Here is a 14530-nt window from a genome sequence, read left to right as displayed (position 1 = left end):
GCTTATCCCCGTTTCCACCTGGTTCCTTGCGCTGTATCTTCAAGGATAATGTTCATTTCCTTTAATTGGTCTCTGATTTGGTCTGACAAGGCAAAATTACGGTCTTTTCTTGCCTGGATCCGCTGCTCGATCAATGCCTCTATTTCTTCATCCAAGAGTTCCTGTTCACCAAGGACAAGGCCTAAAATGGCGAATAGCTCCTCGAATTCTTTAATGAACGCATCAATGACCACCGTATCTGTATTGCTTTCGAGAAGGTAGTAATTAGCCTGTTTTGACAATTCAAACAAGATCGAAATGGCATTTGCGGTATTAAAATCATCATCCATTTCTTTCTCAAACTGTCTCCGGATTGACTCGATCTTCTTCAGCCACTCGGAGCTTGTTTCGGTTAATCCTGTGCTGGATCCCTTGCGGTGCTTTAAATTCTGGTATGAAGTGTTGATCCGGTTCAAACCTGCCGAAAGTTTCTCAAGCAGCTCCTCACTGTAGTTGATTGGATGGCGGTAATGGACAGAAAGCATAAAGAAACGGATTAGGTTCGGATCATGCCTTTTAATAATATCGTGCACCGTAATAAAGTTTCCAAGTGATTTTGACATCTTTTCGTTATCAATATTAATATACCCATTATGCATCCAATACTTAGCGAATTCCTTGCCGCTTAGAGCTTCCGATTGGGCGATTTCATTTTCGTGATGAGGGAATGCAAGATCCTGCCCGCCTGCGTGGATATCAATGGAATCACCCAGATACTTCTTGGCCATGGCAGAGCATTCAATATGCCATCCAGGACGGCCTTTGCCCCATGGGCTGTCCCAGCTGATTTCTCCTTCTTTTGCGGCTTTCCATAAAGCAAAATCAAGAGCATCCTGTTTTTTCTCTCCTACTTCTATCCTTGCTCCAAGACGCAATTCATCAATCGATTGATGAGACAGCTTCCCATAGGTATCAAATTTCCGGGTTCTGTAATATACATCCCCCCCTGACTCATAGGCAAACCCTTTTTGGATCAAGGCTTTTATAAAGTCAATGATGATATCCATATTTTCCATAACCCGCGGATGGACATCTGCCCTCTTGCAGCCCAGTGCGGTAACATCTTCAAAATAAGCTTCTATGAAGCGGTCGGCTATAGCCGGAACACTCCCTCCGAGCTCATTGGCTGCCTTGATTAATTTGTCATCCACATCTGTAAAGTTGGATACAAACTGTACATCATAATCTCTATATTCTAGATAACGGCGGACCGTGTCGAATACAATTGCCGGTCTGGCATTGCCGATGTGGATATAGTTATATACCGTAGGTCCGCACACATACATCTTTACCGTTCCTTTTTCTAATGGGATAAATTCCTCTTTTTTCCTGGAAAGAGTATTATAAATTTGAATGCTCACGAGGGAGACTCCTTTCAATCCTTGATTTCTCTAGTTCTTCTTTTAGAAACTCCACTTCCCTTTCGAGCGTGCGGAGTCGATCATTGACAGGATCCGGAAGATCGCAGTGGTTTAAATCTTTTTTTACCCTGACGCCATTTTGGACAACCACTTTTCCCGGTATCCCCACTACCGTTGAATTCGGCGGAACATCCCGCAGGACAACCGAACCGCCGCCCACCTTAGAGTTTTCTCCGATGACAATGGACCCTAAAACCTTGGCTCCAGTCGAGATGAGCACATTATCGTGGATGGTAGGATGGCGCTTGCCCTTTTCCTTTCCCGTCCCCCCCAGGGTCACACCCTGGAAGATCGTTACGTTATCGCCTATTTCACAGGTTTCCCCTATAACAACGCCCATCCCATGGTCAATAAAGAACCGGCGGCCGATTTTCGCTCCTGGATGAATTTCAATCCCGGTAAAGAAGCGGCTGATTTGGGATATGGCCCTCGCTGCAAAAAACCACTTCCGTTTATAAAATTTATGAGCTGCTCGATGCCACCAAATGGCATGCAAGCCGGAATAGGTTAGAATCACTTCCAAATAGCTGCGTGCTGCAGGATCCTGATCAAAAACTACTTCAATGTCTTCTTTTAAAGTCTTAAACATGTTCCGCCACCTCCCTGATATTCGCATGGCTGTCTGCTTGATTTTAATTCGGATAGTATGGAAAACTGACTCTCTAAGATGCTCATAATACTATAAAAAAAACGCCTCTGTCTAAATAGACAGAGACGCTTGTTTTAGCGCGGTTCCACTCTGATTGAAAGGCAAAAACGCCTTTCCGGCTCAAACCTTTTAACGGCAGGTATACCGCCTCCGCATACTAAGCTTCCGCTTTTCTGCCGAGGACTCCAGGGGGCATTTCGAAATAGGAGAGGCTTAAACCACTTCCAGCCGATGATGGTTCTCTCTTGTAAGCTTCCTGTCTTCTACTTATCCCTGTCAACGCATTCACATATAAAGTTATTACTACTATATTACACTATTTGCAAAATGTTAATTTAAAATTTGCTTCAAACGCTGTATTATTTTATCTTTCCCTAATAACTCAATGGTCTTCGGAAGATCCGGTCCATGAACCTGGCCTGTGACAGCAGCACGAATCGGCATAAACAGCTTCTTGCCTTTATGGCCTGTGCTTTTTTGAACAGTCTTCATGGCAGCCTTGATTTCATCCGCTTTAAAAGTCTCAAGATTCTGGGCTTCCTCAAGGAATGCAGCAAGCACCTCCGGAACCTGTTCTTCAGCAAGCACTTCTGCTCCTTCTTCGTCAGGCTCTACCCTGTCATTGAAGAATAGATCAGAAAGCTCTACAATCTCTGCACCATAACTCATCTTTTCCAATAGCAGTCCTACCAATTCATGAACCCATTGTTTTTCTTCTTCCGTCAGGTTCTCCGGCAGGCGGCCCGCCTTGACCAAGTGAGGGAGACAAAGTTCCACAGCCTCATGGATATCAAGCTTTTTCATATATTGGTTGTTCAGCCATAACAGCTTCTGCTTATCGAAAAAGGCTGGTGATTTGGAAAGACGACTTTCATCAAACGTTTGAATAAATTCTTCCTTGGATAAAATTTCCTCTTCTCCTGCGGGGGACCACCCCAGAAGGGCAATAAAGTTAAAGAGTGCTTCCGGCAGATAGCCCAGCTCCTCATACTGTTCAATAAATTGAATGATCGTTTCATCCCGTTTGCTCAGCTTCTTACGGCTTTCATTGACAATTAGGGTCATATGGCCAAAAACTGGCGGCTTCCATCCGAACGCTTCATAAATCATCAGCTGTTTAGGCGTATTGGAGATATGATCATCTCCTCGAAGCACATGCGAAATCTTCATTAAATAATCATCAATGGTAACGGCAAAGTTATAGGTCGGGGTTCCATCCTTCTTTACAATGACCTGGTCGCTCATTCCTTCAGATTCAAAGGAAACCTCTCCCTTTACCATGTCATTGAAAGAGTATACTGTTCCTGCTGGTACGGCAAAGCGGATGCTTGGCTCGCGTCCTTCCGCTTCAAGGGATGCTCTTTCTTCAGGAGTAAGATGGCGGCATTTACCGGAATATACAGGAGTTTCATTACGCGCCATTTGGGCCTCGCGCTCTTCAGCCAGCTCTTCCTCTGTGCAATAACATTTATAAGCAAGGCCACGATCAAGAAGGTCTGTATAGTATTCCTTGTATATATCATTTCTCTCGGACTGGCGGTATGGGCCATACTGCCCTTCCTTATCTACACTCTCATCCCAGTCCATGCCAAGCCACTTCAAGTACTTCAGCTGGCTTTCCTCTCCGCCTTCAATATTTCTTTTCTTGTCTGTATCCTCAATACGGATAATAAATTTACCGCCCTTGTTTCTGGCAAATAAATAATTGAATAATGCTGTCCGGGCATTCCCAATATGCAGATTTCCTGTTGGACTTGGTGCATAGCGCACCCTGATATCGCTATTCATGTTTCTTCCTCCTGCTTGCTGATTTAAATGGTTTTTATGAGCAATACGGCAGCCTGTGAGGCGATTCCTTCGCCGCGGCCTGTAAATCCGAGCTTTTCTGTGGTTGTCGCTTTCACATTGATCTGCTCTTCCCCGCATTCTAAAAGCTCTGCAATCCTCGTCCTCATTGCTGGTATGTAAGATGCCATTTTAGGCTTTTGAGCAATGATGGTACAATCTAGATTTCCAAGAGAATATCCTTTATCCTTGACCATGTCAAAAACCTGTTTTAAAAGAAGGGCAGAGTCCATGTCCTTAAAGTCTTCTGACGTATCCGGAAAGTGTCTGCCTATATCTCCTTCGCCAATGGCCCCCAGACACGCATCGGCGATTGTATGGAGCAGAACATCTGCATCAGAATGCCCCAAGAGCCCTCTCTCATAAGGGATGGTGATACCACCGATTATTAAAGGACGTCCTTCCGCTAACTGGTGGACATCAAATCCTTGTCCCACTCGAAACATACACATACTCCTTTGATAAAAAATTTAGTAGACGGTTTATTTGTGTTTCAGTAAAATAGCCTCGGCAAAAAACAGATCTTCGGGGGTCGTGATTTTTATATTATCATAATCCCCTTTAATGACCGATACACTGCCGCCCATCTCTTCCACAAGGCTGGCCTCATCGGTCCCGAGAAAATGGCTGGCCTTTGCCCGGGCATGGGCCTCCTTTAATAAAGAAATGCGAAAAGCTTGTGGGGTTTGCACAGCCCACAAGCTGGAGCGTTCTACAGTTTCAACAACCGATCTGTCCTTTACCTTCTTGATCGTATCCTTAACGGGAACAGCAGCAATGGCGCCGCCTTCAGCAGCCGCCGTCTCCGCCAGCCTGCGAATAAGCGGCCTGTCAATGAAGGGCCGGGCTCCGTCATGCACCAGGACTAACCCATCCTCTGATGACAGATGCTGCACTCCGTTATATACACTTTCCTGGCGCTCGCTCCCGCCAGTTACGAATTTAATCTCTTTACGGAAGCCGTACTGCTTAATGATGCTCTTAAAATGATTGGAATCATTAGGATTAATCGGCAGTATAATTCTCTGGCAGGAAGGGTCCTGCTCAAACACTCTAAGAGTATAAACAATAAGCGGGATATTGGAGAGCTCAAGAAACAGTTTGTTCCTTCCAGCTCCCATTCTCGATCCCTTTCCTGCTGCAGGTATAATCACCTCATAAAACATAAAAAACATTCTCCTGTCGATTGTGCCTACAATGCCTTTTCAAGCATTTTTGGCTTGGCAAAAATCATTCTGCCTGCTGAAGTCTGAAGTACACTTGTAACCATAACATCGATTCTCTTGCCGATATAATTGCGTCCTTCTTCCACTACAATCATCGTGCCGTCATCCAGGTAGGCCACTCCCTGGTTCTGTTCTTTCCCGTCCTTAATGACTTGGATGTTCATCTCTTCTCCAGGAAGGACAACTGGCTTAACTGCATTGGCTAGATCATTTATATTCAAGACAGCAACCTTTTGAAGCTCGCAGACCTTGTTCAGGTTAAAATCATTCGTCACGACTGCTCCGCTGGTAAGCTTGGCCAATTTGACCAGCTTGCTGTCTACCTCCTGGATCTCTTCAAAATCGCCCTCATAGATTTCCACATTAACGGCCAGTTCCTTTTGGATCCTATTTAAGATATCCAATCCCCTGCGCCCGCGGTTTCGCTTTAGTGCATCAGATGAATCTGCTATATGCTGCAGTTCTTCCAGAACAAACTGCGGAATCACGATCGTCCCCTGAAGGAATCCCGTCTGGCAGATATCCGCAATCCTTCCGTCGATAATGACACTCGTATCCAAGATTTTCAGCTGTCCTGCTGGAGCAGATTCTTCATCGGAGTCCCCGCCTTTTTTCTTGCTGGCTTTAAATAAGCCCGACAGTTCATCACGTTTTTTAAAGCCGACCTGAAAGCCCAGATACCCAAATAGAAGGGTCAGCAGAATTGGCGCCACTGTATTGATGATGGGTACTTCTATGGCGTTTAAAGCAAAGCCTATTAAAAATGCGAGCAAAAGTCCTACCAACAGGCCAAGGCTTCCAAAAATAATATCCGTGATGGGTGCCTTGACCAGTGTCTCTTCAAACCATTTTATAAAGTTTACAACATGATCGATCGCCTTAAAAGTTAGTAAATAAAAAATAAGTGCACCTATGATTGCAGTAATATAAGCGTTGTTAATAAATGTCATGTGTGAAGCATTCAGAGCTGACATTAATTCTGGAATCAGGAATATCCCCAAAGTTCCACCCGTAATCAGAAAGCAAGCCTGCACTATGCGTTTTAACATCCCTTCACCTCCCTTACTCATTATAATCAAATATAAAAAAACAAAACCTGTATTTTGGATTTTTATGTGGCTATTTATTGAAATTCAGGGCCCCAAAAGCCGGCAGCCATTGTCCATAATTCTTAGGTTAGCACCCTATATTTCCTGTGTCAAATAATTAAAAGCTATAATTTTAACATAGATTCACTCTTTAGACAAACTAGATTTTTCTTTCTGTCAAATGCTGGTCTTTAATAGACTTCAAGCCTTCTTTAATTTTTTTGGCCCTTACCTCGCCAATGCCTTCTACTTCATCCAGATCTTCGACGGAAGCATCCAGGATATTGGCAAGGGAGTTAAATTGATTAACCAGATTTTCAATGATTAAAAGCGGAAGCCTCGGAATCTTATGCAGCATCCTGTATCCGCGTGGGTAAATGCTTTCCTCAATAGGAGTATAGCCGATATAGCCGAGGAGCTTCATGATCATGCCATCCTCCACAATTTCAAGCTTGGAAAAGTCCTGCAGCCGGTACAATACCTCTTTTGGATGGCCCTCCCTGTCAGAGATATAATCCTGGATGATCAAATATCCTTCATGCTCCAGATCAGTCAGCAGCTCGTTCATTTGGAGCCTGATCAGCCTTCCCTCTATGCCCAGCTCATTTAAATAAGCCAGGAGCTCGCTTTTTATGCGCAGCACCATGATGAAGCGGTGAAGCACCTGCAGAACGTCTCCGTAGGTAACTGCCTCCTCAAATTCCAAGAGGCCCAGATGATTGATGCTCTGCCTTAATACCGCTTTATATTTTTCTAAGGTCTGTATGGCCTGGTTGGATTTTGTTAGAATGACAGCCATATCCTTTAAGGCATAGCGGAAGCCGCCCTGATACAGGGTAATGACATTCCGCCTCTGGGAAATCGCAATCACCAGAGCCCTGGTTTCCTTAGCCACTCTTTCCGCAGTCCTATGCCTCATGCCTGTTTCACTCGAGGAGATACCAGAGTCGGGAGCAAGCTGTGCATTGGCTAAAAGAATGCGGTCCGCCTTTTCATTCAAGATAATGGCTCCATCCATTTTAGCAAGCTCATACAGGTAGCTGGAAGAAAAAGGACAGTCAATATGAAAGCCGCCATCCACAATGCTGCGCACTTTTTCGTTGTACCCCACTACAATCAACCCTCCGGTATTGGCCCTCAATACATTGTCTATCCCATCCCGGAGCGGGGTCCCAGGGGCAACCATCCTCAGGATCTCCGCCCTGGTCTTATCAAGGAGCTTTTTTTCAGTCATACTTATCCTCCTAACGCATATTGGAGCGCTTCGGCTACGGTCGACACTCCTACAAGCTCAATCCCCTTCGGAACACTCCATCCGCCAAGATTATTGGCAGGCAGGATGACTCTTTCAAAGCCAAGCTTTGCCGCCTCCTGGACACGCTGTTCAATTCTTGACACCCTTCTGACCTCACCTGTCAGCCCCACTTCTCCTATTAAACAGTCGGTCTGCCTGGTGGGCTTATCCCTGAAGCTTGAAGCAATGCTGACAGCGATGGCCAGATCAATTGCCGGCTCATCTAATTTGATTCCCCCTGCGATTTTCACATAGGCATCCTGGTTCTGCAGGAGCATTCCTACTCTCTTTTCCAAAACCGCCATTAAAAGCGATACACGGTTATGATCCGTCCCGGTTGACATCCTTCTTGGAGTTCCAAAGCTTGTGGGGGAGATCAGGGCTTGGATTTCCACCAGTACTGGACGGGTTCCTTCCATGGAAGCCACTACTGTGGATCCAGATGCACCTCCTGAACGTTCTTCCAAGAAAATTTCCGAAGGATTAGAAACCTCCTCGAGGCCGCTTTCTTTCATCTCAAAGATTCCCATCTCATTGGTTGAGCCGAAGCGGTTTTTAACCGCCCGGACAATGCGGTAGGTATGGTGCCGCTCTCCTTCAAAATACAGGACCGTGTCCACCATATGTTCCAGCAGCCGGGGTCCCGCGATGGATCCTTCCTTGGTCACATGACCGACGATAAAAATGGCGATTCCATTGCTTTTTGCAATCCTCATTAATTGCGCGGTGCATTCCCTTACCTGTGAAACACTTCCAGGCGCTGAGGTAATATCTCCCTGGTATACTGTCTGAATGGAGTCAATGATAACCAGATCGGGCGCAACCTCTTTAATGGTTTCACCGATATAATCCATGTCCGTTTCTGCGTATACAAAAAGATTTTCTGAAGTCACTCCAAGACGCTCGGCCCGCAGCTTCGTCTGTTTGACGGATTCTTCCCCCGAAATATAGAGGATCTTCCTGCCGGTATTCGCTAATTGAGACGAAACCTGAAGGAGCAGAGTTGACTTTCCTATCCCAGGATCCCCTCCAATCAGCACGAGTGATCCGTGGACAATCCCTCCTCCAAGAACTCTGTTTAATTCGGCTAAATCGGTTGAAATTCTCGGCTCCTGGATGGTTTCTATGGTGGTTATAGGGGCTGCCTTCTTCCTTTCGCCGGAAAAAACCGCAGATTCCGCCGCAGCAAATGCACCTCTTCTTCCCGGCTTAACAATTTCCACTTCTTCAACCATCTTATTCCAATCCCCGCAGCCTGGGCATTTCCCCATCCATTTGGCTGACTCATATCCGCAGGAACCGCAAATAAATTTTGTTTTTTTCTTTGCCATACATGTCCCTCTCACATCTGTATAGTAAACTCATGATCATTCCATAAGATTAAGCTTGGTTTCATTATCCCTTAATACTAAGGGATGTCGAAAGACTTTAAGTAAAGCGCGTTCGATGTATTTTTATCTCCGCTTATAAACATATTAACCGTTCTATAAGTTTAATCCTTCTTTATTTTTCTATCAAATTTGGACAATTGGCGCACAATCAGCGGAGCCAAAAAAAAGCAGGTACATGATCCGGTGGATTGTGTACCTGCTCATACTTATTTTCAAATAGATGCTTTTTCTACCGGGCGTGCGACAAGCTCACCATTTTCAACATCGATCAAGACATTCTGTCCTTTTTCGACATTGCCTTTTAATAACTCTTCAGAAAGATGATCTTCAATATGCTTTTGGATGGCCCGGCGGAGAGGTCTTGCTCCGTATTCAGGGTCATAGCCTTCCTGGGTAATTTTGTCCTTGGCAGCCTCGGAAAGTTCAAGATGAATATCCTGCTCCTTCAAGCGCTTCACCAAAGAATCGGACATCAGCGTCACAATTTCTTTTAAATGCTGCTTCTCCAGGGCATGGAACACAATGATTTCATCGATACGGTTCAGGAATTCAGGACGGAATGCCTTTTTCAGCTCTTCCATGACCTTCCCTTTCATATCCTTATAATCCTGTTTGTCATCCTGGATATTAAAGCCGACAAACTTATTCCGTTTTAAAGTGTCAGCTCCGACATTGGAGGTCATAATCAGGATTGTATTACGGAAATCCACCGTACGGCCCTTTGAATCCGTCAGCCTTCCATCCTCCAGCACCTGCAGCAGGATATTAAATACATCTGGGTGGGCCTTCTCAATTTCATCGAGCAGTACAACAGAGTAGGGCTTGCGGCGGACCTTTTCTGTAAGCTGGCCGCCCTCTTCATACCCTACATATCCTGGAGGTGATCCTACCAGGCGGGAAGTGGAATGCTTCTCCATATATTCAGACATATCGATTCTGATCATGGCATCTTCATCACCAAAGATGGATTCAGCAAGCGCCCTTGCAAGCTCCGTTTTCCCCACACCAGTTGGTCCAAGGAAAATGAAGGAACCAATCGGGCGTTTAGGATCCTTCAGTCCGGCACGGGCACGGCGGACAGCCTTTGCCACGGCCACGACCGCCTCGTCCTGTCCAATTACCCGTGAATGGAGAATTTCCTCCATATTAAGCAGCTTATCGGATTCAGTCTGTGCAAGCTTCGTAACAGGAATTCCGGTCCAGCTTGATACCACATTGGCAATATCATCCACCGTAACCTCTGAGTTTTCTTTCCCCTGCTTTTCCTTCCAGGTTTTCTTTGTTTCCTCCAGCTGTTCGCGGATTCTCTGCTCAGTGTCCCTTAAGGAAGCCGCCTTTTCAAACTCCTGGCTTTGCACAGCAGCATCCTTCTCTTTTCTGACTTCATCCAGCTTTACTTCGAGCTCTTTTAAATTTGGCGGTGTCGTATAGGAACGAAGCCTTACCTTTGAACCCGCCTCATCAATTAAATCTATCGCCTTATCCGGCAGGAAGCGGTCAGAGATATAACGATCTGACAATTTAACAGCTGCCTCGATCGCCTCATCTGTGATCGATACACGATGATGGGCCTCATAACGATCCCTTAGTCCGTGAAGGATCTGAATAGATTCATCCGCAGATGGTTCATCTACCTGGATTGGCTGAAATCTCCGCTCCAGGGCTGCATCCTTTTCAATATATTTTCTGTATTCATCAAGAGTGGTAGCCCCAATGCACTGAAGCTCGCCGCGGGCAAGTGACGGCTTAAGGATGTTAGAGGCATCAATCGCGCCCTCTGCTCCTCCTGCCCCAATAAGGGTATGAAGCTCATCAATGAAGAGAATGATATTGCCCGCTTGGCGGATTTCATCCATAACCTTCTTCAGGCGGTCTTCAAATTCCCCGCGGTACTTTGTTCCTGCCACGACTGTTCCCATATCGAGAGTCATGACCCGCTTGTCACGGAGAATCTCAGGAACCTCATTATTCACAATCTGCTGGGCAAGGCCTTCGGCAATGGCTGTTTTACCAACACCAGGCTCCCCAATAAGGACTGGATTGTTCTTGGTCCTTCTGCTCAGCACTTCAATTACACGTGTAATTTCTTTGCTTCTTCCAATCACAGGATCGAGAGTGCCTTCCCTTGCAATGGCTGTAAGGTCACGGGCAAGGCTGTCAAGAGTAGGCGTGCTTGCAGCACTGGAGGAACTGCTCTGATGGCCTCCGCTTTCATTGCTTCCAAGCAGCTGTAGAACCTGCTGTCTTGCTTTGTTCAAGCTCACTCCCAGATTATTCAATACTCTGGCAGCGACTCCTTCTCCCTCACGGATCAAGCCAAGAAGAACATGCTCTGTTCCCACATAGGAATGACCGAGCTTGCGCGCTTCATCCATAGAAAGCTCAATAACCTTTTTGGCCCTTGGGGTATAATGGATCGACTGGGCTGTATCCTGCCCCTTGCCAATAAGATTTTCCACTTCTTTTTGGATTTTTTCTGCACCTAATCCAAGGGCATACAGCGCTTTTGCAGCAATGCCCTCTCCTTCGCGAATCAAGCCAAGCAAAATATGTTCAGTACCAATATTATTATGGCCTAATCGAATCGCTTCTTCTTGTGCTAACGCTAAAACTTTTTGGGCCCTCTCAGTAAATCGACCAAACATCATTGGACATTTCCTCCTTGCTCATCCTTTTTTTCTAATATCAATCTTTCCCGAATTAAAGCGGCTCTTCGGATATCTCTTTCATCCGCCTTTAGGGGTCCTCCTGCATATTGCTGGAGAAATCCGGGTTGAGTGAGTATCATCAATTCATTCAAAATGGTTTTAGAAATATCTTTTATATATCCAAGATCTATTCCAAGCCGCAGGTCGGATAGGCACTTTGCTGCTTCCTTAGATTCGATAATCCTCGAGTTTGCAAGGATTCCATAAGATCTGAATACCCTATCTTCTAATTGTATGTCAGAGGTCTTGACTAATGCTTCCCTCGCCACTCTTTCACGTTCGATTATTTGCTCTACCACGCTGAGCAAATCCGCCACTATGTCTTCTTCTGGCTTCCCAAGAGTGATTTGATTGGAGATTTGGAACAGATTGCCGAGCGCTTCGCTTCCCTCCCCGTAAATGCCCCTTACCACCAAACCAAGCTGGTTAATGGCAGGAATGATCCGGTTAATCTGCCTTGTCAGCACAAGGCCTGGAAGATGCATCATGACGGAAGCCCGAAGCCCGGTTCCCACATTCGTCGGACAGCTCGTCAGGTACCCCCGCTCTTCATCAAACGCATAGGTTCCCTGTTCTTCAATCCAATCATCGATGCCGCCTGCTGTTTTCAATGCCTCAACCAGCTGCAATCCTGGATAAAGGCACTGTATTCTGATATGATCCTCTTCATTGATCATTACACTGATTTCTTCATTCGCTGATAACAGGACAGCACCATACGGAGAGCTTTCAGCAAGGTTCGGGCTGATTAGGTGTTTTTCAACCAGTACCCTCTTCTCGATCGGCTTAAGGCTGTCCATTCCCAGGAATTCAAAATGCCCATTTTCCTGATAGCTGTTTCTGCTGAGCCTTCTTTCCGCCCAGTGAATGATTTCCTGAGCTTCCTCTCTTGAAAATATGATAGGAAACTTATAATCCTTCAGATTGCGCGCCAGCCTGATCCTGGAACTAAGAACAATATCCGAGTCAGGCCCTTCCTCACTCATCCAGGAGCTGACAGCATTTTGCAAAAAGCGTTCAAGACTCATTCATCTCCGCCCTCCTCTTGAACTGCATGAATTTCCCTTTCAAGAGCCCGGATTTCATCTCGGACACGGGCTGCACTTTCAAACTCTTCCTGCTCAATCAGCTCTTTAAGCTCCTGCTTTAATTCCTCGATCCGCTTTTTCAAAGAGATATTGCCGCCAGCCTTTTTAGGGATCTTGCCTGTATGGACAACATTGCCGCTGTGAAGTCTCCTGAGAACAGGATTTAAATGATTTTTAAAAGTATCATAGCATTCTGAGCAGCCAAACCGGCCAATCTCTATAAAATCCTGATAGGTCATATGACATTTGCTGCACCGCAGCTCATCCGAACGCACCATGGGCTGATGAGCTGACTGCTGAAACGTATGGACCCCATTTAAAAGGCCGCCCAGGAGCTCATTGAAGGTAAAACCAGCCCCGCCATTAAACAAGGACATTTCGCCTTTATCCTGGGCACATTTCTCACATAGATGAACTTCCGATTTCTTCCCATTTACCACTTTTGTAAAATGAAGGGTAGCAGGCCGTTCGTTACATTCCTCGCAAATCATAAACATCCCCCTCTGAATCCCTGCTTATTTATACATTAAAGTCTTAAGCACTGCCCGAAGCATCCGTGCCCTCAACTCATCACGTTCCGGCAGCTCGATATATAAGACAGACCGATCCAGAACACTCAGTACGATCTCCGCTTCCCTCAGTGTCATGATTTCTTCCTCAACCAGCCTGGCAATAATATGTTCAGCGTTTGCCTGAGTCACCCGGTCTTTTACAATGGCCAGGATTTGATCGATCAGATCTGCGTAATCCTTTAATTGGACCTTCATTATCCGGATATACCCGCCTCCGCCTCTCTTGCTCTCTACAATATATCCGCGCTCTACCGTAAAGCGCGTATTGATTACATAATTGATCTGCGAAGGAACACATTGAAAACGATCTGCTATCTCACTTCGTTTAATTTCCACGATATCCTTCTCGCTTAAATGTAAAACTTCCTTCAAATAGTTCTCAATTATGTCCGAAATATTTTTCATACAACCCCCTCCATCTGACTTTGACTATATTTGACTTTAATTATACATAGTCTGCCCTTTTTTCTCAACTTTTATGTTTTTTCTATAAAGGTTTTATAAAAAACATTCTAGCCATAGTTTTATGTATTTATTAGTTGAAATGCCTAATTTTATCTAAAAGATTTATACCCCTTTCAGTATATGAAAAAACATTGAAATGTCACAGGCGGATAAGGTATGAATGAAAAAACGGAAAACCAGGGGAATGTGAGGTTGGATTGGTAAGTGGTAAGGATTAAAAACAGGGGGATTTCCCGTTCAGAGGTTAGGGGCTTTATACGGATTTATTTGTAAAAGAGAAGATCATTAGCAAAGATAATCAGGCTCGTAGTATCGAGTATCATCATTCACATGTTGTACCTCTGATACCAGTAGAACTCAGTCCCCTCCATAATCACTTAAAAAAGAATAAAAACACAAAAAAAGACCAGCTGAAAACAGCTGATCTCGGTATGCCTGGCAGCGACCTACTCTCACAGGGGGAGAGCCCCCAACTACCATCGGCGCAAAAGAGCTTAACTTCCGTGTTCGGGATGGGAACGGGTGTGGCTTCTTTGCCATAACTACCAGACAAAATGAAAGAACTTCGTTCCTTCAAAACTAGATAACAGAAGGCTTGCACGTTTCATAAACCAACTAGGTTAAGTCCTCGATCGATTAGTATCTGTCAGCTCCACGTGTCACCACGCTTCCACCTCAGACCTATCTACCTGATCATCTTTCAGGGATCTTACTAGCTTGACGCTATGGGAAATCTCATCTTGA

General features: G+C 45.3%; 12 protein-coding genes, 2 rRNA genes and 1 other annotated feature. All 14 genes read right to left on the bottom strand.

Annotation, left to right across the window (positions count from 1 at the left end; genetic code table 11):
* Positions 1-2 precede the first annotated feature (2 nt).
* On the bottom strand, positions 3-1400 hold the full coding sequence (gene cysS / locus H539_RS0109315) for a cysteine--tRNA ligase (RefSeq protein ID WP_026693302.1): 1398 nt from the start codon (positions 1398-1400) through the stop codon (positions 3-5).
* Positions 1381-2049, bottom strand: coding sequence for a serine O-acetyltransferase (cysE, locus tag H539_RS0109310; protein WP_026693301.1), 669 nt, complete (start codon positions 2047-2049; stop codon positions 1381-1383). The genes cysS and cysE overlap by 20 nt, the downstream gene beginning before the upstream one ends.
* 118 nt (positions 2050-2167) lie before the next feature.
* Positions 2168-2398 (bottom strand) — a binding site (T-box leader).
* Between the two features lie 41 nt (positions 2399-2439).
* Positions 2440-3897 carry a glutamate--tRNA ligase gene (gene gltX, locus H539_RS0109305; protein WP_026693300.1) on the bottom strand — a complete coding sequence of 486 codons (1458 nt, stop codon included), beginning with the start codon at positions 3895-3897 and terminating at the stop codon, positions 2440-2442.
* Between the two features lie 23 nt (positions 3898-3920).
* Positions 3921-4400: a 2-C-methyl-D-erythritol 2,4-cyclodiphosphate synthase gene (ispF, locus tag H539_RS0109300; RefSeq protein ID WP_026693299.1), complete on the bottom strand. Its 480-nt coding sequence runs from the start codon at positions 4398-4400 to the stop codon at positions 3921-3923.
* 36 nt (positions 4401-4436) lie between these two features.
* Positions 4437-5120 (bottom strand): 2-C-methyl-D-erythritol 4-phosphate cytidylyltransferase, encoded by a 684-nt coding sequence (gene ispD, locus H539_RS0109295; RefSeq protein WP_026693298.1) that lies wholly within the window; start codon positions 5118-5120, stop codon positions 4437-4439.
* Positions 5121-5146: 26 nt separating this feature from the next.
* Positions 5147-6229, bottom strand: coding sequence for a PIN/TRAM domain-containing protein (locus tag H539_RS0109290; protein ID WP_026693297.1), 1083 nt, complete (start codon positions 6227-6229; stop codon positions 5147-5149).
* Between the two features lie 199 nt (positions 6230-6428).
* The gene (disA, locus tag H539_RS0109285; RefSeq protein ID WP_026693296.1) at positions 6429-7502 is read right to left on the bottom strand and encodes a DNA integrity scanning diadenylate cyclase DisA; all 1074 of its coding nucleotides are present in this window, start codon (positions 7500-7502) and stop codon (positions 6429-6431) included.
* A gap of 2 nt (positions 7503-7504) precedes the next feature.
* The gene (gene radA, locus H539_RS0109280) at positions 7505-8893 is read right to left on the bottom strand and encodes a DNA repair protein RadA (protein ID WP_026693295.1); all 1389 of its coding nucleotides are present in this window, start codon (positions 8891-8893) and stop codon (positions 7505-7507) included.
* 272 nt (positions 8894-9165) lie between these two features.
* Positions 9166-11601 (bottom strand): ATP-dependent protease ATP-binding subunit ClpC, encoded by a 2436-nt coding sequence (clpC, locus tag H539_RS0109275; RefSeq protein WP_026693294.1) that lies wholly within the window; start codon positions 11599-11601, stop codon positions 9166-9168.
* Complete coding sequence (gene mcsB, locus H539_RS0109270) at positions 11598-12689, bottom strand: protein-arginine kinase McsB (protein WP_026693293.1); 1092 nt, start codon at positions 12687-12689, stop codon at positions 11598-11600. The genes clpC and mcsB overlap by 4 nt, the downstream gene beginning before the upstream one ends.
* Complete coding sequence (gene mcsA, locus H539_RS0109265) at positions 12686-13240, bottom strand: protein-arginine kinase activator protein McsA (protein ID WP_026693292.1); 555 nt, start codon at positions 13238-13240, stop codon at positions 12686-12688. The genes mcsB and mcsA overlap by 4 nt, the downstream gene beginning before the upstream one ends.
* A gap of 24 nt (positions 13241-13264) precedes the next feature.
* Positions 13265-13726 (bottom strand): CtsR family transcriptional regulator, encoded by a 462-nt coding sequence (locus H539_RS0109260; RefSeq protein ID WP_026693291.1) that lies wholly within the window; start codon positions 13724-13726, stop codon positions 13265-13267.
* A 493-nt stretch (positions 13727-14219) separates the two neighbouring features.
* Positions 14220-14336, bottom strand: a 5S ribosomal RNA gene (rrf, locus tag H539_RS0109255).
* 66 nt (positions 14337-14402) lie between these two features.
* Positions 14403-14530, bottom strand: a 23S ribosomal RNA gene (locus H539_RS0109250); the annotation flags it as partial.

Source organism: Peribacillus kribbensis DSM 17871 (assembly GCF_000430765.1).
Classification (GTDB): Bacteria; Bacillota; Bacilli; order Bacillales; family DSM-1321; genus Paraperibacillus; species Paraperibacillus kribbensis.
The sequence above is the reverse complement of the archived record's forward strand: the minus strand, read 5'-3'. Positions and strand labels throughout refer to the sequence as shown.

Bases quoted from the DNA above. Each gene is read 5' to 3' on its own strand.
- cysE (WP_026693301.1), bottom strand. From the start codon at position 2,049: ATGTTTAAGACTTTAAAAGAAGACATTGAAGTAGTTTTTGATCAGGAT.
- ispD (WP_026693298.1), bottom strand. From the start codon at position 5,120: ATGTTTTATGAGGTGATTATACCTGCAGCAGGAAAGGGATCGAGAATG.
- gltX (WP_026693300.1), bottom strand. From the start codon at position 3,897: ATGAATAGCGATATCAGGGTGCGCTATGCACCAAGTCCAACAGGAAAT.
- ispF (WP_026693299.1), bottom strand. From the start codon at position 4,400: ATGTTTCGAGTGGGACAAGGATTTGATGTCCACCAGTTAGCGGAAGGA.
- radA (WP_026693295.1), bottom strand. From the start codon at position 8,893: ATGGCAAAGAAAAAAACAAAATTTATTTGCGGTTCCTGCGGATATGAG.
- mcsA (WP_026693292.1), bottom strand. From the start codon at position 13,240: ATGATTTGCGAGGAATGTAACGAACGGCCTGCTACCCTTCATTTTACA.
- H539_RS0109260 (WP_026693291.1), bottom strand. From the start codon at position 13,726: ATGAAAAATATTTCGGACATAATTGAGAACTATTTGAAGGAAGTTTTA.
- H539_RS0109290 (WP_026693297.1), bottom strand. From the start codon at position 6,229: ATGTTAAAACGCATAGTGCAGGCTTGCTTTCTGATTACGGGTGGAACT.
- mcsB (WP_026693293.1), bottom strand. From the start codon at position 12,689: ATGAGTCTTGAACGCTTTTTGCAAAATGCTGTCAGCTCCTGGATGAGT.
- disA (WP_026693296.1), bottom strand. From the start codon at position 7,502: ATGACTGAAAAAAAGCTCCTTGATAAGACCAGGGCGGAGATCCTGAGG.
- clpC (WP_026693294.1), bottom strand. From the start codon at position 11,601: ATGATGTTTGGTCGATTTACTGAGAGGGCCCAAAAAGTTTTAGCGTTA.